Here is a 17,549-nt window from a genome sequence, read left to right on the forward strand (position 1 = left end):
GTTTATTGAAGTTGCCTGTTCAAAACATATCCCCAACCACCATTACCAATAAGTAGTGTATTGCTTTTATCAGCAAAATGAAGAACGTCCTTATTGAGTTCTACCAGCACCAGCGGGGCAGCAAGTTCAGGTGATCTGAAATAATATATCCTCGAACCCGCATCAGAGGCCTTACCTTTTTCAATACTGAATTTTCCAGTGATCTTCTTTTCTGTTCCCCCATATTGAAATCCATTGGTATTGGGTTCTGTCATTCCATACTTTATACGCAGATAAAAACTACCCTGCCCGTTTTCCAGGATTTCCAGTTTCCATTTCATGAACTCACAGGGAACTGATGCAGAAATCCCTATCATCGACTTAATCAATGAGTCGCATGGGGTGCTGCCAACATATTGACCAATATTTGAATTATTATTGCCTGTACCTGATTGCCCGCAGGAGGTTAACGGCATTAGAAATATCCAAACCATCCATATCAAATATGATCGTAAATTTTGCAAGCCGGCCTTTTTTCTAATTTAAGCAAATAGGCCCATTTTGGAACACAAGGATTAGCCAAAAAACTCTCTATATAAAGGTTTCTAAGGTGATCAGAGCTCAGCCAGGAAACGCCTCACCTTAATCAAAAATGCTTTTCGTTCGCTTCTTTCTTCAGCCTTAAGGGTGTTGATATATTCAATATAAGAATGCTCAATGAGTGAATAATCTTCCGGCGAATAATATCGTGCAAGCAACAGGCCGAAGAATATATGCTTATCATCCCAATTGGTGAGGGGACTATAAGCCACTGGCAGGTTGTTTAGTTCAGCTTCCACTTCTTCCATGTCCTTGTATTTTTCAAGAAATGGAATACCATATGCTTTGAAGGCTTCAATCATCTCCTCAGCCATTTTTCTTATCTGCGATTCATTTGAATCACCCGTTTCACTATCAGGCAATATAAAAAGGAACACTTTCCCACTGTCTCTGACAGCTGGAAGATAATTCAGGCCAATGCCCACACTATACCCGGTATCAACCTTATTCTTAAAGTTTTTGAGTGTTACAAACTGCTTTTCTAACGCAGAAAATGCAATTCCCCACATCAGGGATGCTTCTAATCCATCCGGGGTTTGCTGAAATAGTATACTAACAATTATATTACCCTTATCGAAGGGCTTGACAAACTGTTTCGTAGATTTTTTCAACACATATCCCGCTTGCAGAAAATATGGTGAGAGATGATCAATAAAATGATCTGCTTTTGAACTACCGGCGGCATTTATCACAGCCTAAAAATAAACTAATGAGGCTTTCGACAACGGATATGCAAAAAATAAGCAACCACCTGGCTGTCCTGCAGGTAAGGGTGAGCTTCAACTACTTCGTCGCCTGGAAACGGTTCCTGCATGTATTCAATGATAAAGCCGGCGTCAAGTAGTGCCATCACCCATTGTGAAAGTGTGCGGCTGAATGTCGGGATTTTGAATTTGGGTAATTGCGCTTTTAAATCGGCCGGACTTGCACCAAATATCCATTCTTCAATTACAGGGGAACCATTTTTAAAATAGGATCCAATTTCAATGGCATATGTATTTCCACCAGCATCTCTCAGATTCTTCCGATAGGAAGTATTGAAACAGGGATGAGATATCGAGAATTGAAAAAAACCTCCCGGTCGCAACACCCTGAAAGCCTCGCGGATTGCTAATGAGGCATCTGGTACATCCATCAGGCACATAAAGGAGGTCGCAAAATCAAACTGCCTGTCATCAAAAGGTAAGCAGGTAGCGCTGGCAACCTTATACTCAATTCCAAAGGGGTTCCGCTCTTCTTCTTTGATCGCTTCATTTATAAATGTTTCCGAAACATCAATTGCTGTAAGTCTGGCTCCCTTGGCTGCCAGTAAGCGCGTATTATGCCCTTCCCCACAACCTATATCAATGCCTTTCAATCCGCCAACAGGGGGAAGTATGTCAAAAAAAGCAGGTGTATTGAGATGGTCGCGGTACAGATCATATCCCAACCGAGTGAGTTTTGTCCAGGTACCCGCATTCTCTTCCCAATATTTATTTACTTCTATTTCCTCCATAGCTTTTCATTAAATCATACGCCTTACTTTTTTTGTATAGTCTGAGTACGATTGCCCATGTTCTTTAGTGAGAAATTCTTCTTCCAGCCTGATCTGGATCTGCATAAGCACATGACCCATTAAAAGAAAACCCAGGGTCAATGCATTTGGTGTTACAAGGAAAAGTCCCAGCAAACTCAAGGTCATTCCGAAAAAGATTGGATTGCGGGAAATGGAAAATAATCCCGTTGTCACCAACTCCGAGGCGGTATCATGGTCGATGCCAATCCGCCAGGAGTCTTTCATCTGTGCCTGCGCAATGATGGTCCAGGCCAAGGCAAAAAATAATATGCCGATCCCTGTATACCGTATTGCCACTATTTCAAGCTGCCTGATCGGTAAATAGAATTCATCTTTAGTGTGGAAGATGGCATACAAGATGGTATAGAGAAACATACCGACCAGGGTTACCTTGAAATAAAATCCTATTAATCCATATGCGCTTTCATCCCTGGGAATTACGAAGGGATTTTTGCCTATTCTCTTTGCAACGATCCAGCTCTTCAATACAAATGCAACAGAGAAATATACGAGAAAATAAACAGGAAGGAATATGGAGATAAGCTGATCCATAGCTGATTACTGAACTCTTATATACTTCTCAATATTCATTCTGTCTATTCCTTCACTTTCGATTTTTTCAACGCCACTTTGTATCAGCGTATCATTCTTAAGCTCGATCTTGAAATGGAAATCATTCCCCTCCCAATTCCTGGCAGTGCAATACTCGAGATGCTCAGCATAACTATTTCCCTTTAGTGTATAGGTTCCACCACCTGCAACAAAAACTGCGCTGGAATCCTTACCCTGCTTCAGGTCATGCTGGAGAAAAGCAAAATGGCTATCATTAATGATCTTGATAAACGAAACATCTTTGGTATAATCCGTAACCACCGTATCGCCCTTCTCGATAAGTGTACCTGTCAGAAGTTTCCAGGTTCCTGCTAAAGGTTTGGCGGTTGCTTCCGGTTTATTACTTTCCGTTTCATTGCTACAGGAAGCGAAAATGATCGCAACCATAATAGGTGTCTGACACATGTTCGGGACTTGTTCGAACATCCTCTTAACATGTGTCAGACACTTAACCGGGAAGATTCTCTTCATAAGTAGTTTTTAGCTTCCCAAAGCTAACGGTTTCTGGCATCCGGAAAAATGTCATCCTCAGAGATCGTTCTTCATAAGATCGATCTTGTCAAATAACTCCCCCACCCCAAAAGCAGCCCATATTATAAAAGCTCCTACAGCAACTTTTAACAGAAGAGGGATCCGAAATCCTGTTCTCTGCTGAATCAGGGATGTCACCGGTGGCATAAAGACCAAGGAAAGCGCCAGTAGAAAAACACCGAAGTAAAAGTCGTTCCCCCAGAACATGTTCAGTACACCCAGGGCAATCACCACCAGTGCAAATAGCCAGCTAATAATGGATCCAATAATTGATTGGGTTTGCATAATTAATATTTAAATGATCTTAACAAAAGCACTTTGAAATACAAAGTAAATTAACTAACTTTGTATTTCAAAGTATCTGTATAAATTATTTTCTGCCTCTTATCTGAATGGCAGGAATCAATGGTGAGCATATGCAATTCTTCGTTGATAAAAATTCTGTAGTGAGAAAGATCTGGGGTAAGAGCGATACTGTGCTTTTTATCTTTGCTGGAGCATCAGCTGAATTTGCCCTTAACAAAGCCGTGGATTGGCTTTACTTCACCGGCAAACTTCCATCCGATCCGCTAGGCAGGCTTTTCTCCACCGTCAGTTACGCAAGAAAGATTGTTTTTGCACCCATGGATGATGCTCACAAAACCATCGATTCTCTCACGCATATACATGCGGCTATTGAAAAGGAACGCGGCTTTTCTATTCCCGACTGGGCTTACAGGGATGTCCTCTACATGCTTATGCATTACTCTATAACATCTTATGAATTGCTGGAGAAAAAACTGACTGAGGAAGAGAAAGAGGAAGTGTTCAACGTATTCTTTCGCTTTGGTACCAGAATGGGATTGAAAGATTTACCGGCAACTTATATCGAATGGCTGCCACTAAGAAATGCCGGACTCAGAGATGACCTTCAAATGAGCAAATTCACAACCGATCTGTTCAGGCAATACAAAAAGCAGCTCGGTCCCTTACGATATTTTCTCCTTATTGAATCACAGAAATTAGTTGTTCCGGAAAGAGTTAGAGAATTATTAAATACCAGTAATCTATCCCTTCTCACACCCCTTATTCCCTTGTACAAAATCAGCAGGCGGGTTAAACTTGATAGCTTCCTAAAATCTTTCTTATATCCTTCCGCCTACAGAAGCCAGATCAATGAACTGGATATGGCTCCCAAAATTTAGAGCCTAAACTTTTAAACACCCGCGGAACCCTCTTGCTGCATAATAAGAAGAAGCGCCGTTATGGTATACAAATACAGTAGCATAGCGATAATCACAAAAGAGAGCGCCGCCTAATTTCCTGATTGCCGCAGGCGTTTTTATCCAGCTCGATGTCTTGGCATCAAAAGTTCCCAGCTTCTGCAAAGCACGGTATTCTTCCTCGGTTAAAATTTCAATTCCCATTGATTCGGCCATATCCATTGCGCTGCCTTCCGGCTTGTTCTCCTTTCTTGCCGCCAGCGCCTCATCATCATAACAAAGACTTCTCCTGTCCTTCGGCGTTTCGGAGGAACAATCATAAAATATAAACTCGCCCGTCTTCTTATCCTCTCCAACAACATCAGGCTCACCACCCGTTTTCTCCATTTCATTGAGTGACCAGAGTTTATCGGGATGAGCCTCAAACTTAGCCTGCACTTTATTCCAATCAAGCCCTGCGTGCCGATTCATATTTTTCTGAAAACGAGATTTCAATAATTTTAGCAGATCGTCCATTTCCTTTGCGGATAATTTTTTACTTTTTCCCATGCTGCAAAAATTAAAAAAGAAAGATACTAACGTTTTGCAATGGCCGAAATCATTCTTGTAAACCAATTTATTTAGCTGACAGTACAATGATCTTTTCCAACACTTTCAGATCAACATCTGCAAGCTTATTAATGTAAAGGCACCCAACCCCGGTCTTGTGCTTCCCTAATTTTGCGAGCAGGTCAGCATGCTGTTGTACATCAATAACAAGGTGCAATGAAAAATTTGCCTTTCGTGGTGAAAACCCGATGATAAACCAGTCCACTTCCCGCCCGGTAGCCGGACTCTTATATCTTTTCTCTCCAAAACCGATCAATGAACTGCCCCACATTCTGGGCTTTACTTTCATTGCCTTCTCCATCACATCAAGAATTACATAGCTGTCCTTCCGCTTCTGCTCTTCAGCAATTGCATCAAGGAAACCGCTAACACTTACAGTAGTGGGCTTGGTTTTGATTTCTGCCGGTTTACCCATATTATATTACTTGTTTAAAGGCCACATTAAAGATTTCAAATAACAGGGTTTGATGCAAGGTAGGAATTACTTAATTTTCCTACAAGATCGCTTCCATGTCAACCTCAACAGCCATAGACAATACCGTCCTCCGCCAATGGGTGGAACAAAAACTACCCGCCGAAACCGTCAGGACCATGCTCGAGGAAAACGGTATGGATGAAGAGACCATCTCCCAATACCTCCGCCAATTCAGAAAACTGAGATGCGAAAAAAGACAGTTCACCGGGTTCATCATCCTCGGCATCGGAAGCTTCCTTGGATTGCTCAGCACTATCCTCTCCCTTATCAATCCTATCCCCGAATTATTCAACCTGGTTCTTTACGGATTCACCTCTGTGGCATTGGTAGTTATCTTCCTCGGACTCTATTTCATATTTGAATGAAATATTTCCATCTTCTCCGTGAACAAAATCAGGATGCCAACCATTAAGAATCATGTTATTTAACCCTTGCGGGATTGTACTTTTGCACGGAAAACAATTAATAATAAATATATATGGAAAGTTACGCAGCTGAAAACACAACAGCCTTGCAGGTGAATGATGAAACCCCTAAATGTCCCTTCCTGGCCGGAGCGCCCAGGCAAACTGCTGGTAATGGAACCCGCAACCGCGATTGGTGGCCCAACCAGTTAAAATTGAATATTCTCCGACAGAATTCTTCACTGTCGAACCCAATGGGTGAATCTTTCAACTATGCAAAAGAGTTCCAGGAGCTGGACCTCGCCGCCGTTAAGAATGACCTATATGCACTCATGACAAATTCACAGGACTGGTGGCCGGCGGACTATGGCCATTACGGTCCTTTCTTTATCAGGATGGCCTGGCATAGCGCGGGTACCTATCGCATCCACGACGGTCGCGGGGGTGGTGGCGCCGGCATGCAGCGCTTCGCTCCGCTCAATAGCTGGCCTGATAATGCCAACCTCGACAAAGCACGCCTTCTTCTATGGCCCATCAAAAAGAAGTACGGCAAAAAACTCTCCTGGGCCGACCTGATGATCCTCGCCGGTAACTGCGCCCTCGAATCTATGGGCTTTAAAACATTCGGCTTCGGTGGTGGCCGCCAGGATGTTTGGGAACCCGCAGAAGATGTTTACTGGGGATCTGAAAAAGAGTGGCTGGGCGATAGCCGTTACAGCGGCGACCGCGAGTTGGAGAACCCACTGGCAGCAGTTCAGATGGGATTGATATATGTGAACCCTGAGGGCCCTAATGGCAATCCTGATCCCCTTGCAGCAGCCCGCGATATCCGTGAGACATTTGGCCGCATGGCAATGAATGATGAAGAAACTGTAGCGCTTATTGCCGGTGGACATAGTTTCGGTAAGACCCATGGTGCTGCCGATCCCAGCAAATATGTAAGTAAGGAACCAGCCGCCGCGAGCATTGAAGAGCAAAGCCTCGGATGGAAAAATACTTTCGGTAAAGGATCCGGTGGCGATACAATCACCAGCGGACTGGAAGGCGCCTGGACTACCACCCCTACCCGTTGGAGCAATAACTTTTTCGAGAACCTTTTTGGTTTTGAGTGGGAACTGACTAAGAGTCCCGCCGGCGCACATCAATGGAAACCCCAGGGCGATGCAGGTGCAGGCACAGTTCCTGATGCGCATGATCCCGCCAAACGCCATGCACCCTTCATGCTGACCACCGACCTGGCGCTAAGAGTGGATCCCGTGTACGAGCAAATTTCAAGACGCTTCCTCGAAAACCCGGAAGATTTTGCTGACGCTTTTGCACGTGCCTGGTTTAAACTTACTCACCGCGACATGGGTCCACGCGCACGCTACCTCGGACCAGAAGTTCCTGAAGAAGTGCTGATCTGGCAGGATCCCGTTCCGGCAGTTAATTTTGACCTTGTTGATGATGCAGATATCGCCACACTTAAGCAGCAGGTACTTGCATCCGGACTCACCATTTCACAACTTGTATCAACAGCCTGGGCCTCAGCATCCACCTTCCGTGGATCAGATAAGCGCGGTGGTGCAAATGGTGCCCGCATTCGTCTCGCCCCACAGAAATACTGGGAAGTAAATAACCCAGCCCAGCTTACCAAAGTGCTCGAAGTTCTGGAAGGAATCCAGCAGTCTTTTAATAATTCGCAATCAGGAAATAAGCGCATATCCCTTGCCGACCTCATCGTGCTGGCAGGATCTGCCGCCATTGAAAAAGCTGCACAGGATGCAGGCCATGCCGTAACTGTTCCTTTCACTCCCGGCCGCACCGATGCCAGCCAGGAACAAACTGACGTGGAATCATTCTCAATCATGGAGCCGGAAGCTGATGGTTTCCGCAACTACCTGCGCGCCCGCAAAACAGCTTCGGCAGAAGAATTGCTGGTGGACAAAGCACAATTACTGACCCTTACAGCACCTGAAATGACAGTGCTGTTGGGCGGACTTCGTGTTCTGAATACCAACTACAATCTTTCTCCCCACGGCGTTCTTACTAGCCAGCCTGAAGTTCTTACAAATGACTTCTTTGTGAACCTGCTCGATATGGGAACAACCTGGAGCTCCATTTCAGACGCCCAGCAATTGTTTGAAGGCCGCAACCGTTCAACTGGAGAAGTTAAGTGGACTGCAACACGCGTAGACCTGATCTTCGGATCCAATTCCGAACTGAGGGCACTGGCAGAAGTTTATGCATGCGAAGATTCCAAAGAGAAATTCGTGCACGACTTTGTTGCTGTATGGAATAAAGTAATGAACCTCGATCGTTTTGATCTTGCAGCAAATTAATAATTACAAGAAAAGAAATGCCGTCTCAAAATTTTGGGACGGCATTTTTAATTCTATTACTTCTTTTTGTATGTGTCAAGGGCGAATGCAGCTATATCCCTTGTAAGCTGGGTGGGCGAATTACAATCGCAGTTGCTAAATCCTATTACATAAATATCCTCGCCTGGTATATAAACCCCCATGGATTTAAATCCAAATATACTACCCCCATGTTCTCTCGTTGGGGTCCCCTTTATTTCTTTAATATGCCATCCATAACCATAGGTGAATTCTTCACCATTATTAAGCTTGTATGTACTAAAAGCCTTTATAGAATAGGCTGAATCGAGAAGCTCATTTCTGTTTAATGCATTCTGCCACTTCAACATATCAGCTGTGGTTGACATCAATGATCCGGATGAAAAAGGAACACTATAACTTATGATAGTCTTATTTACATAACCATAGGTTTTCTTGTGGTACCCGAAAGCTCTTTTCTTTATCAATTGCCTGTCAGTTGCATAAAACGATTGCGTCATCCCCACTTTTTCAAATATCCTTTTCTCAATAAAATCTTCAAACGTTTCCCCCGAAACCAATTCAATAATGTGGCCCAGGATCACATAACCGGAATTATTATATTCAAACTTCTCCCCCGGTGCAAAATCAGAGGGTTCGTTCTTAAAAAAATCGACCAGCATTTTTGGTGACATTTCCTTTTGAGCAATATCGGATATGGATTTCATCTTGGTAAAATCCTTGATTCCGGAAGTATGTGTCAGCAAATGATGCAGCGTTATTTTATCGCCCGATGGATAATCTGCTATGTACTTTGAAACCGGATCCTGCAGATCCAATTTATTTTTCTCTGCTAACATCAATATGGCAATAGCTGTAAACTGCTTTGTCATAGACCCTATCTGAAATACATACTCCGCACTTAAATCAACATCAAGCTCCATGTTGGCTTTTCCGAAAGCTTTTTGATAAATAGCTTTGCCTTCTTTTGCTACCATGAACACACCTCCAGGTCCGTCTTTATCATTGAATACATTTAGAATTAAGCTATCTATTGCTGATTCGAAATTTTGCGCATATCCGGCCATAGATAATACTAAAAAAACTATGGCAAGCGTAATTATTTTCTTCATGTGCACAATGATGCTGGTAGTTGATAAGACGCAATAATATCATCGGGGTTACAGCTTGATCTGCAAAAACTTTAAATGATCAAGGAGAAGTATATTTGGGGGGATGAAGGAGTTCCTCGATAACCCCGTTTACTATGCTTTGCTTTCCGGTGATGCAGGCAAAGCCTTGGGTGAGGGACAGGTAAAATATTTTGATAAAGAAGTTTCTCCTTTTGTGGGTTTTCCTGAAGACTTTGCCGATGGATTCAAAGAGCTGCATAAACAATTACCTGCCGACCGGAAAATACTGTATGCAACCCGCAATGAAATATCCACACCTGAAGGTTGGGAATTGATTCAATCGGTTCACGGTGCCCAGTTTTTATATCTGTCAGAAAAGGGATTTGAAGATACCTTTTCCGAACTCGTCCCTCTTGAGCATCAACATGTGGATCAAATGGTAAATCTTGCAACACTTACTAAACCCGGTCCATTCGGGAAAAGAACAATTGATTTTGGAAACTATAATGGGATATTCCATCATGATGAGCTTGTGGCTATGACAGGCAGGAGACTTCATATTTATGATCATATAGAAATCAGTGCCGTATGCACCAACCCCGATTATGGTGGTAGGGGGTATGCACAGCAACTGATAAAACACCAGGTCAATAGCATCCTGCAAGAGAAGAAGATACCTTTTCTTCATGTGCGTGCTGATAACAAAAGAGCTATCGACCTTTATGAAAAACTTGGTTTTACAAGAAATGGCGTCATGAATTTTTACTTCTTACGAAAGAGGCCAATACTTCCTGAACAGTAGTCCACCGAATACCCTGGTACCGATCATTATCCAAAGCTGAAAATTTAGGCTTTCCTGAAAGCATATTGTGTAAGTATTGCATGCCCTGCCAGGGAGGAAAGACCTCTTCCTTTTTGGGAATAATTGTTCGGGTAATCTTAATCATTGTCTGAAGGCCGCCCAAACCTCCTACCCTTAATAATTTAAATCCATTTCCCGTTGCCGCTGTTACTGCATCCTTCAATCCCTCTGCATTAACTACATCACCGGCAATACGAAGGTAACGTGGTGTTGCCTCATCAACAGCAGCACGTGCAGTGTATTCAGCAGTATTTTCCAAAGTGGTAAAATCAAGGTTCTGGTTGGCATCACCCCAGTATATAACGCGCTTAAGTCCAAACAGAATTAATGGAGCCTCACCAGTAAGCAGATCGGTGAACATGCCATTCAGAATAGATGTTGCCTCAATCGGTGTTTTGTCCAATTGCTCATTGAACTTTCTCCGCAAATCCAGGTTACGGTTACTCCCGTCAGGTAGTTTTGTATAATCAATACAATAATCAGAAGGAATAAAACGAGTAACACCTGCATCAATAGCAGCATGAAGAAGATTCGTTTGCAAACCAATTATTACATCTTCTAAACCATTTAATGCCGAAACAATGCAATGAGCGCCAGTGCATGCTTTCGTTAATTGAGAGCTATCATTAAAGTCCACCTCGTGTAAAACAACTCCCTGCTTTTCTAAAAATGACGCAGTCTTTGAATTGCTGCCCGTCCTTATTAATGCTACAACATGATGTTTTGATTGTAAAAGATGAACAGCTATCCTTTGCCCTAGTTGGCCTGTAGCACCGGCAATGATTATAGTCTTGGTTTGAGAAGGAGATTTTTGTTCCATAAATATTCTAAGGGCTTTGATGTATATGTTCTCTATCTCATACAACAATAAATGTCAATTGTTTATTTACGTGAACCAATCACCCTACCCATCAGCAAAAAAGCAACCGGCCCCAGCACTGCATACCCAATGATTCCGATATTTCTTATCTGCATATTCTGAAGTGGTACACCTATGAGTCCAGCTAAGCTAAAAACTCCACAAATAATCAATATTGTTCTCAACGCTCTTTCTAATCTGCCATCCTTAAACACCTGTGACGCAAACAACATGGAAAGACCAAAAAATAAGTCCCATGCCAGTATGTCTAACGCGTATACTACGGATGGCCACCTGAATGAATAGAAAAACGAATAATCCGGCAATTGCTCTACTGCAGCAGTTTGATTTAGGGAGAGGATAACGAAATGTACAGAGGAAGTAATGCCTGTGGCAATGAAAATCAGAATAAGAGCCGTGAGACTAAAATATCTATCTGCACCATTTGCAAAATAATGAACCCCCACCATACTAACCGCCATCAAGAGGGCAATCAGTATACTAAGGATTTCCATTATGGTGAAATAAGGATCCGCAATTGTTTCATTGGGTGATTTGAGAGTAAGCAATCCAATCATCGTAATTATCGCGTAAAATATGCCAAGTCCGAATACCATAAAGCAGGTAGTGAGAACTACTTTTCGTGAAGCATAACTAAGATTGCCCTGGTTCATTTTTATTCATCCATTAAATTGTATCCAGCTTTTCCCTTGTCAGATTGGTATTCTGATCACCAGTGTTAATTGTGGTACAGGGTTCAAACAACATTATCGAAACTTCGCTCTCAGCTACGGGTCTGTGTTCTACTCCTCTCGGCACTACCAGGAATTCATTTTCACTAAGCTCAATAGTCTTGTCACGAAACTCCATTCTAAAGCTTCCCTTCAACACATAGAACAATTCATCCTCATTATCGTGCTTGTGCCATACAAATTCCCCCTTGAATTTCACAAGCTTCACATGCTGACCATTGAGCTCTCCAACAATCCTCGGGTTCCAGTGATCCTGGAACAGAGATAACTTCTCTGCAATATTTACTTTATCCATCTTTCGCCTTCTTAATTAATAAGTTCAGTGCTTAAGTTAAACAATGTTATATTCAGTTTAAATATAATTTATGATCACTTACGTTGAACTATGGAAAGCCAAACAGGCATGGACCGATCTGTCCAAATCCGAAAGAGGCGACTACATGAATGCGTTAGGGCCTGCAATCCAGCATTTACTGGAAAATGGTGTGCAGATTGTTAGCTGGGGCAGTAATGATTCCTCCACTTTTAGCAAAGCCGACTATGACTATTTTGCTGTCTGGACTTTCCCAACTATTGAATCAGCGCAGGAATTCGAAAAGATGGTGGAAGGAGCCGGATGGTACAATTACTTCGACCAGGTTAATGCAATGGGAACAACCTCAACGCCTCAGGATGTAATTGGAATGATGATAGATAAGTAGGTTTGGGTATCAAATATCAAAATACCTTCCTCATTTTCGTTCATTTGTCCAGCCAAAATTCCCTTTTTTGTCCACACCGAGGATTTACCCACACTCACAAAGTCGTCACAAGGACCAACACTATTGGCCATTAACACTGTCATGGAAAACTTCCTGGCAACTTCCGGGTAATGTATCATAGCCTTGTCAATACCCTTTTGAGACTTTGCTACGCTTGCCACATAAATATCTCCCCCAAGCTGATTCACAGTTTCGGCATGAGATATTTGCAGACTCTCATAGCAGATGGCAGGTGCAATAACCTCGTCCCCGATGCTCAAAAGTACTTGGGTATCTCCGCTTACAAAATACGGAAGTTCGTCATCGTGTAATTGTTGCTTTGAATAGGTCTGTCTTGGCTTACCCGGCTGAAATATTATCATGCTTATTCGTACACCTGCATTTGCATTATTAGGCATACCAAGCCCGATCAATATTTTATTAGTATCACTAAGAACCTGGAACTGATCAAACAATTTGCCATCCTGGTTAGTAGCTAAACTCTTTGCAAGCGGAGGTTCATAACCGGTGAGCGAAAGTTCTGGAAAAAAAATGCTCTCTGCCCCTTGCGATATGGCAAGCTGTATGAGCTTTTTATGCTTCTCAATATTAAAAGGAATATCTCCTTTTACCGGCCTTGTTTGTGCTACTGCAATTTTCATTCTATCCTGATTGCGATATAAACTTCGTGTTTATACTTAGGCGTTACCAGTTTTACTTCTTTTTCATTTCTATTACCGATTGTGATCTTTATTCCTTTTCTGTAAATCATTTCATTTTCTCGTTTATAAATTCCCTGTTCAGATCTCTCACAATCTTCATATTCCTTCCTTACAATCATTTTTCCCGTTGATAAATTGAAGTCCACATTGGTCCAATACTCACAGAGCTTTCCATAATTACTGGTATAACCAATTAAATAAAACTCACCATTTTGGTAACGATAACTATCAGTATGCGCCCACTTCCAACTACTGCCACCATTCTGACTTATAAGTAAGATGCCATTCCTTATCTCAATATCACCAAATGGGTCGCCCATCATTCCACCATCACGGCTTCCATATATTGCCTGTCCTGATGTTCTCCATGGTATTAACTTCCCATCATTAAACTTGTAAATTATCAATTCTCTAGGAACTGATTCATTCTCATCTTCCTTTTTTTTTGTATCGCAAACAACAACAAGTTCATTCTTTCCATCCTTATCCAGGTCTCCGGAAACTGAGTCAATGATCAAATAATTTTCAGGAATGGGTATTACTTGTCCGTTTACAATAATGCTACAAAAAAACAGGATTAATACAGCAAGGATATTCTTTTTCATACTATGGATAATGAATCCCTTTAAAGCAACTTAGCATTCTCTCCGGTTTTATACTTCATGACCAATGCCTCCAGTTTTTCATAAACCCTGGATTCTAAAACTCCTCCATGGTAACAAATAAGTTTTGCAGGCCTTAAATCCCGGATCTTTTCAACCGATTTAAATGCAGAGGTAATATCCAACGTAAACGCTGGATTAGCAATATTCAATTCATCCTCTTCTATAACTATTGCATCGTTTGCAATGACAGTCGATTCGCTGGGGATATACAATGAAATATGTCCCTTCGTATGACCGGGCGTATGGATGACAACAATTTCCTCTTCAATTTTATCATTGTCGTCTAACGTCAGATCAACATTTATCCTTCGAATGTTCTTTAGCTGCTGAATGAAATCAATAGCCCAACTCCTGTGTTCTTCTGGAATATGATCTAATGAATTTTCTGCTTGTATCAATCGCTCAGATTGTACTTTGCCTGACACCGAGGGCTCTTCAATTTTGCTGCTACAAATAATTAAATCGGGGTTGGCGTTCTTAAACAGGTGCAGGGCACCCAAATGATCTATGTCATCATGAGAGATTATGATAGCATTCAAGTCTTTAATGGTCATGCCTATTGAACCAAGGGCTGCAACAAATTCTTCAAATGTTTCCTCATAACCACAGTCAACAAGCATACTCTTATTATTGACCTGGATAAGGGTGGGATATAGAATAATTGGCCCCTCTTCCTTTTTAATTTGAAGTGTTGTAATGGTCATTCCTTCGGGTTTTACTCAATAGCCTCAATTCCCAATTCCTTAATCCGGTCAAGATGATCTTTCATCGCCTTAAGCTGCTCCGCCGGATGCCCCTCCCAACCATTTACCTCACCAATAACCCGAAGTGGATCCCTTGATCTGTAGGATTTAGTTGGATTTCCCGGGAACTTTTTGTCCGTTAAATTGGGATCATCCTCAATGGGACCAGTAGGCTCAACAAGATAGATTCTGCCAGTACCTTCTCCCATACTAAGTTCGGCTCCCCAGATAGCAGCATCCAATGTGGCAGTGAAATAGATAAAGGAGGCCTTCTTCCTCATTCCATAGTTAGAATTGAAACCGGGTTCGATGAGGTCCCCCAAATTTAGATTCGCCTTAGTTCCATGATAGAACTTCTTCTCTTCATTCCTATTTGCTTCCATTGTCGTCAAATATTTATGAAACTTATATGCAAACTTACCAGCCGATATATTTAGGCGGAGTCAATCCGGATAGTCTTAAATATACAAGTAGTTGACCCCTATGATGCGTCTGGTGGTCGCTTACAAGATTTATGATTTGCAATTTGCTCATGGGACCGGCAAAAAACTTCACACTGTCGCCAAGCTGCTCAATGGGGAACTGCTGCAATACAGAGATCGCATAATCATAGGTGCGAACAATAACGGATCGGATACTGTCCTTCTGACTGATCTTGCTGTCTTCTTTTGAAACAGGATTAACGCCCTCCGATAAATAGGAAGAAGTCAGCCAGCCGAGGTTTGCGGATATATGAATTAATTGTTCACCAAAACTCATTTCGTCTTTAGTGGGACGGAAACCATATTGCTGCGCTGGCATAAGATCCGCGACTTGTAAAGTATACTCTTTTGAGTTTTTAAGTTTCGTCACTGCAGAAGCCATAAACAGAGAGTCATGTTGCTGGGAATGAACATTACTTACTAAACAAAACATAAGAAATAAAAAACTGAATAAAAAACGCATAGCATGCAATTTAAATATTCATATTCAATATCACCCTCGCTCAGCTCTGCAATTTTAGTAAAATTAAAGCCAGTATAACTCTCTAAGCCACTGTAATACCCGAAAGTTCCTATAATTTTATTGGAGCCCACGGGAGGGACTAATAGGCATGAATTAAGTAACAGCTGCTTTCTTCAAACTATACTGTTACCTAATTGGTTTCTCAAAATTTTGAAGTGATAAACTCTACCAGTTTATCATCGCTCATCTTATTAGAAGTCGATTCTTCCGTTTTACTATTCTTGAATTGAGGAGTAGTTGCGAGGTACTTAATGAATTGCTCCTGAACTTGTCCCGTACCCGTTACATGTACATGAGTGGCATTAACCATATGTGAAGCAATTTCTTTAAAATACTTTGCCTGCACGGTTTTCGCCTGGTTGTTGGAATTCTTCTCACTGGAGTTTGGGGAAATTACTTCCCCCTTTACATGGGCAATTACTGATAATGGGCCATCTGTCTCTTCACTTCCCACTACTGCAGCGTTCTGATTGTCCATCCAAACGCCAAATTGTTTTTGATTGTTCATAATTACACTTTAGTGTAACTCTATTCAACCAATAACCATACCGCCTGCCATAAAAGTAGAGATTTGAAATATTAAACTGTCTTTAAGTAGACCTGGAACTCCGTTCCCTCATCTAATTTGCTTTTCACCAAAACCTTTCCTCCTGCATTACTCACAATCTCTTTTACCAGGTATAAACCGATCCCTGAACCCTCAATAGCGTTCTCTACCCTGTAATATTTTGAGAATATATCCTCAAACTTTGCTTCATCAATGCCCATGCCATTGTCTTTTACCGATATCACCACAAAATCATTCTCCCTGCTTGTGGTAACAATTATTTTTGGCTTTCTTGCGGCCGACTTAAATTTTATAGCATTATTGATCAGGTTATAAATAATGGTTCTTAGCTTTCTTCTTGAAAAAGTGATCTCTGAGATATTAATTTCACTTGCTATTGTAGCATTTGCAGCATTGATATTGTCACTTAAAGTAAGCCGTACATCTTCCAGTATATGTTCAAAATTTAAAAGCTCATCTTCGGTTTTATACTTAAAGTCATCTTTTCTGACTTCTGTCAGCTCTTTAATGAGCTTGTGCATTTTTGTCAAAGCACTGTCAACGATTTTAAGAAGAGAATTAAATTCCTTTTGATCATGGGGAGATACACCCTTGAACAGGTCAATTGCCATAACCAGGTTAGCAAGCGGATTCTTTATATCATGGGAAATAGTATCCAATAAAATTTCATGGTCGGCTATTAGCTTTTCCATTTCTTTCAGATCTTTGATCCGCATGGTAATTTCAACAAAGGTGATAATTACCCCATCCGTTTTATTCTCCTTAATTTTTACATATGGGATGATATTCATCTGATACCAGCGAAGGTCAGTTGTCTGGATTTCTTTCTCAAGAATTTCATTGCTTTTAATGACCTGCTGAATATTTTCAAGTATGGTGGGAAAGCGAAAGTTATCTTTAATGTCGTCAATATGCCTGCCAACATCACTGTCAGATAAGCTAAACTGCTTCATTGCTGGGGGAGTGAATTTCTGGAGTTTCAACTCTCCATCTACAAACAATTGAGGGATTATCGTATTCCTGAAATAATTTTCAAGCTCATTATTATTCTCGATAAGCTCCTGTAACTGTTGGTTTTTGTCAGACATTGTTTTCGATTTTGCGGCGGAATGCAGAATTCGCCAAAGTGCATATTTAATCTAAACAAATATCTTTCCACATATTATTTTCCCGGCTCATCTAACTATATAATATAATTACATATGTGTACTTGCC

General features: G+C 41.6%; 24 protein-coding genes. 5 read left to right on the top strand and 19 right to left on the bottom strand.

Annotated elements, in window-relative coordinates; genetic code table 11:
- Positions 1-2: 2 nt before the first annotated feature.
- From V6M43_RS13555 to V6M43_RS13580, 6 genes are all read right to left on the bottom strand, one after another.
- Positions 3-473, bottom strand: a complete 471-nt coding sequence (locus tag V6M43_RS13555) for a hypothetical protein (RefSeq protein WP_332736103.1) — start codon at positions 471-473, stop codon at positions 3-5.
- Positions 474-593: 120 nt separating this feature from the next.
- On the bottom strand, positions 594-1,271 hold the full coding sequence (locus tag V6M43_RS13560) for a hypothetical protein (protein ID WP_332736105.1): 678 nt from the start codon (positions 1,269-1,271) through the stop codon (positions 594-596).
- 14 nt (positions 1,272-1,285) lie between these two features.
- The gene (locus tag V6M43_RS13565; protein ID WP_332736107.1) at positions 1,286-2,074 is read right to left on the bottom strand and encodes a class I SAM-dependent methyltransferase; all 789 of its coding nucleotides are present in this window, start codon (positions 2,072-2,074) and stop codon (positions 1,286-1,288) included.
- A 9-nt stretch (positions 2,075-2,083) separates the two neighbouring features.
- On the bottom strand, positions 2,084-2,686 hold the full coding sequence (locus V6M43_RS13570; protein WP_332736109.1) for a methyltransferase family protein: 603 nt from the start codon (positions 2,684-2,686) through the stop codon (positions 2,084-2,086).
- Between the two features lie 6 nt (positions 2,687-2,692).
- The gene (locus V6M43_RS13575; protein WP_332736111.1) at positions 2,693-3,133 is read right to left on the bottom strand and encodes a hypothetical protein; all 441 of its coding nucleotides are present in this window, start codon (positions 3,131-3,133) and stop codon (positions 2,693-2,695) included.
- A gap of 141 nt (positions 3,134-3,274) precedes the next feature.
- Positions 3,275-3,562 carry a hypothetical protein gene (locus V6M43_RS13580; protein ID WP_332736113.1) on the bottom strand — a complete coding sequence of 96 codons (288 nt, stop codon included), beginning with the start codon at positions 3,560-3,562 and terminating at the stop codon, positions 3,275-3,277.
- 161 nt (positions 3,563-3,723) lie between these two features.
- On the opposite strand from V6M43_RS13580, the gene V6M43_RS13585 reads away from it, so the two are divergent.
- Positions 3,724-4,461 (top strand): oxygenase MpaB family protein, encoded by a 738-nt coding sequence (locus tag V6M43_RS13585; RefSeq protein ID WP_332736115.1) that lies wholly within the window; start codon positions 3,724-3,726, stop codon positions 4,459-4,461.
- A 3-nt stretch (positions 4,462-4,464) separates the two neighbouring features.
- Here the strand turns inward: V6M43_RS13585 and V6M43_RS13590 are convergent, their stop codons facing one another.
- Positions 4,465-5,028, bottom strand: a complete 564-nt coding sequence (locus tag V6M43_RS13590) for a DUF4256 domain-containing protein (protein ID WP_332736117.1) — start codon at positions 5,026-5,028, stop codon at positions 4,465-4,467.
- A gap of 67 nt (positions 5,029-5,095) precedes the next feature.
- A complete protein-coding gene (locus V6M43_RS13595; RefSeq protein WP_332736119.1) occupies positions 5,096-5,503 on the bottom strand; it encodes a DUF1801 domain-containing protein in 408 nt (135 codons plus the stop codon).
- 95 nt (positions 5,504-5,598) lie between these two features.
- Here V6M43_RS13595 and V6M43_RS13600 point away from each other — a divergent pair, with 95 nt between their 5' ends.
- The gene (locus tag V6M43_RS13600) at positions 5,599-5,928 is read left to right on the top strand and encodes a hypothetical protein (RefSeq protein WP_332736121.1); all 330 of its coding nucleotides are present in this window, start codon (positions 5,599-5,601) and stop codon (positions 5,926-5,928) included.
- A gap of 113 nt (positions 5,929-6,041) precedes the next feature.
- On the top strand, positions 6,042-8,288 hold the full coding sequence (gene katG / locus V6M43_RS13605) for a catalase/peroxidase HPI (RefSeq protein WP_332736122.1): 2,247 nt from the start codon (positions 6,042-6,044) through the stop codon (positions 8,286-8,288).
- A 56-nt stretch (positions 8,289-8,344) separates the two neighbouring features.
- Here katG and V6M43_RS13610 read toward each other — a convergent pair whose 3' ends face one another.
- Positions 8,345-9,418, bottom strand: a complete 1,074-nt coding sequence (locus V6M43_RS13610; protein ID WP_332736124.1) for a serine hydrolase domain-containing protein — start codon at positions 9,416-9,418, stop codon at positions 8,345-8,347.
- A gap of 103 nt (positions 9,419-9,521) precedes the next feature.
- Here V6M43_RS13610 and V6M43_RS13615 point away from each other — a divergent pair, with 103 nt between their 5' ends.
- Positions 9,522-10,220, top strand: a complete 699-nt coding sequence (locus tag V6M43_RS13615) for a GNAT family N-acetyltransferase (protein ID WP_332736126.1) — start codon at positions 9,522-9,524, stop codon at positions 10,218-10,220.
- Here V6M43_RS13615 and V6M43_RS13620 read toward each other — a convergent pair.
- From V6M43_RS13620 to V6M43_RS13630, 3 genes are all read right to left on the bottom strand, one after another.
- Positions 10,171-11,100, bottom strand: coding sequence for an NmrA family NAD(P)-binding protein (locus V6M43_RS13620; protein ID WP_332736128.1), 930 nt, complete (start codon positions 11,098-11,100; stop codon positions 10,171-10,173). The genes V6M43_RS13615 and V6M43_RS13620 overlap by 50 nt on opposite strands.
- Before the next feature lie 62 nt (positions 11,101-11,162).
- The gene (locus tag V6M43_RS13625; RefSeq protein WP_332736130.1) at positions 11,163-11,813 is read right to left on the bottom strand and encodes a hypothetical protein; all 651 of its coding nucleotides are present in this window, start codon (positions 11,811-11,813) and stop codon (positions 11,163-11,165) included.
- Positions 11,814-11,826: 13 nt separating this feature from the next.
- Positions 11,827-12,186, bottom strand: coding sequence for a cupin domain-containing protein (locus V6M43_RS13630; RefSeq protein ID WP_332736132.1), 360 nt, complete (start codon positions 12,184-12,186; stop codon positions 11,827-11,829).
- A gap of 70 nt (positions 12,187-12,256) precedes the next feature.
- On the opposite strand from V6M43_RS13630, the gene V6M43_RS13635 reads away from it, so the two are divergent.
- The gene (locus V6M43_RS13635) at positions 12,257-12,592 is read left to right on the top strand and encodes a DUF6616 family protein (RefSeq protein WP_332736134.1); all 336 of its coding nucleotides are present in this window, start codon (positions 12,257-12,259) and stop codon (positions 12,590-12,592) included.
- On the opposite strand, the gene V6M43_RS13640 is transcribed toward V6M43_RS13635, so the two are convergent.
- From V6M43_RS13640 to V6M43_RS13670, 7 genes are all read right to left on the bottom strand, one after another.
- The gene (locus V6M43_RS13640) at positions 12,559-13,293 is read right to left on the bottom strand and encodes a carbon-nitrogen hydrolase family protein (RefSeq protein ID WP_332736136.1); all 735 of its coding nucleotides are present in this window, start codon (positions 13,291-13,293) and stop codon (positions 12,559-12,561) included. The two genes, V6M43_RS13635 and V6M43_RS13640, sit on opposite strands and share 34 nt — an antisense overlap.
- Positions 13,290-13,958, bottom strand: a complete 669-nt coding sequence (locus tag V6M43_RS13645) for a hypothetical protein (protein WP_332736138.1) — start codon at positions 13,956-13,958, stop codon at positions 13,290-13,292. Before V6M43_RS13645 ends, V6M43_RS13640 begins: the two co-directional genes overlap by 4 nt.
- Before the next feature lie 20 nt (positions 13,959-13,978).
- The gene (locus tag V6M43_RS13650; protein WP_332736140.1) at positions 13,979-14,722 is read right to left on the bottom strand and encodes an MBL fold metallo-hydrolase; all 744 of its coding nucleotides are present in this window, start codon (positions 14,720-14,722) and stop codon (positions 13,979-13,981) included.
- An 11-nt stretch (positions 14,723-14,733) separates the two neighbouring features.
- Positions 14,734-15,144: an NAD(+)--rifampin ADP-ribosyltransferase gene (arr, locus tag V6M43_RS13655; RefSeq protein ID WP_332736142.1), complete on the bottom strand. Its 411-nt coding sequence runs from the start codon at positions 15,142-15,144 to the stop codon at positions 14,734-14,736.
- A 34-nt stretch (positions 15,145-15,178) separates the two neighbouring features.
- Positions 15,179-15,706, bottom strand: a complete 528-nt coding sequence (locus tag V6M43_RS13660) for a DinB family protein (protein WP_332736144.1) — start codon at positions 15,704-15,706, stop codon at positions 15,179-15,181.
- Positions 15,707-15,908: 202 nt separating this feature from the next.
- The gene (locus V6M43_RS13665; RefSeq protein ID WP_332736146.1) at positions 15,909-16,274 is read right to left on the bottom strand and encodes a hypothetical protein; all 366 of its coding nucleotides are present in this window, start codon (positions 16,272-16,274) and stop codon (positions 15,909-15,911) included.
- A 71-nt stretch (positions 16,275-16,345) separates the two neighbouring features.
- Positions 16,346-17,422 (bottom strand): sensor histidine kinase, encoded by a 1,077-nt coding sequence (locus V6M43_RS13670; RefSeq protein ID WP_332736148.1) that lies wholly within the window; start codon positions 17,420-17,422, stop codon positions 16,346-16,348.
- Positions 17,423-17,549: the final 127 nt, after the last annotated feature.

Source organism: Flavihumibacter sp., from assembly GCF_036676075.1.
Lineage (GTDB): Bacteria > Bacteroidota > Bacteroidia > Chitinophagales > Chitinophagaceae > Flavihumibacter.

What these genes read in the sequence shown, in the direction of transcription:
- V6M43_RS13555 (WP_332736103.1), bottom strand. Translation starts at nt 473, where the DNA reads ATGGTTTGGATATTTCTAATGCCGTTAACCTCCTGCGGGCAATCAGGT.
- V6M43_RS13565 (WP_332736107.1), bottom strand. Translation starts at nt 2,074, where the DNA reads ATGGAGGAAATAGAAGTAAATAAATATTGGGAAGAGAATGCGGGTACC.
- V6M43_RS13570 (WP_332736109.1), bottom strand. Translation starts at nt 2,686, where the DNA reads ATGGATCAGCTTATCTCCATATTCCTTCCTGTTTATTTTCTCGTATAT.
- V6M43_RS13575 (WP_332736111.1), bottom strand. Translation starts at nt 3,133, where the DNA reads ATGGTTGCGATCATTTTCGCTTCCTGTAGCAATGAAACGGAAAGTAAT.
- V6M43_RS13580 (WP_332736113.1), bottom strand. Translation starts at nt 3,562, where the DNA reads ATGCAAACCCAATCAATTATTGGATCCATTATTAGCTGGCTATTTGCA.
- V6M43_RS13590 (WP_332736117.1), bottom strand. Translation starts at nt 5,028, where the DNA reads ATGGGAAAAAGTAAAAAATTATCCGCAAAGGAAATGGACGATCTGCTA.
- V6M43_RS13595 (WP_332736119.1), bottom strand. Translation starts at nt 5,503, where the DNA reads ATGGGTAAACCGGCAGAAATCAAAACCAAGCCCACTACTGTAAGTGTT.
- V6M43_RS13600 (WP_332736121.1), top strand. Translation starts at nt 5,599, where the DNA reads ATGTCAACCTCAACAGCCATAGACAATACCGTCCTCCGCCAATGGGTG.
- katG (WP_332736122.1), top strand. Translation starts at nt 6,042, where the DNA reads ATGGAAAGTTACGCAGCTGAAAACACAACAGCCTTGCAGGTGAATGAT.
- V6M43_RS13610 (WP_332736124.1), bottom strand. Translation starts at nt 9,418, where the DNA reads ATGAAGAAAATAATTACGCTTGCCATAGTTTTTTTAGTATTATCTATG.
- V6M43_RS13615 (WP_332736126.1), top strand. Translation starts at nt 9,522, where the DNA reads ATGAAGGAGTTCCTCGATAACCCCGTTTACTATGCTTTGCTTTCCGGT.
- V6M43_RS13620 (WP_332736128.1), bottom strand. Translation starts at nt 11,100, where the DNA reads ATGGAACAAAAATCTCCTTCTCAAACCAAGACTATAATCATTGCCGGT.
- V6M43_RS13625 (WP_332736130.1), bottom strand. Translation starts at nt 11,813, where the DNA reads ATGAACCAGGGCAATCTTAGTTATGCTTCACGAAAAGTAGTTCTCACT.
- V6M43_RS13630 (WP_332736132.1), bottom strand. Translation starts at nt 12,186, where the DNA reads ATGGATAAAGTAAATATTGCAGAGAAGTTATCTCTGTTCCAGGATCAC.
- V6M43_RS13635 (WP_332736134.1), top strand. Translation starts at nt 12,257, where the DNA reads ATGATCACTTACGTTGAACTATGGAAAGCCAAACAGGCATGGACCGAT.
- V6M43_RS13640 (WP_332736136.1), bottom strand. Translation starts at nt 13,293, where the DNA reads ATGAAAATTGCAGTAGCACAAACAAGGCCGGTAAAAGGAGATATTCCT.
- V6M43_RS13645 (WP_332736138.1), bottom strand. Translation starts at nt 13,958, where the DNA reads ATGAAAAAGAATATCCTTGCTGTATTAATCCTGTTTTTTTGTAGCATT.
- V6M43_RS13650 (WP_332736140.1), bottom strand. Translation starts at nt 14,722, where the DNA reads ATGACCATTACAACACTTCAAATTAAAAAGGAAGAGGGGCCAATTATT.
- arr (WP_332736142.1), bottom strand. Translation starts at nt 15,144, where the DNA reads ATGGAAGCAAATAGGAATGAAGAGAAGAAGTTCTATCATGGAACTAAG.
- V6M43_RS13660 (WP_332736144.1), bottom strand. Translation starts at nt 15,706, where the DNA reads ATGCGTTTTTTATTCAGTTTTTTATTTCTTATGTTTTGTTTAGTAAGT.
- V6M43_RS13665 (WP_332736146.1), bottom strand. Translation starts at nt 16,274, where the DNA reads ATGAACAATCAAAAACAATTTGGCGTTTGGATGGACAATCAGAACGCT.
- V6M43_RS13670 (WP_332736148.1), bottom strand. Translation starts at nt 17,422, where the DNA reads ATGTCTGACAAAAACCAACAGTTACAGGAGCTTATCGAGAATAATAAT.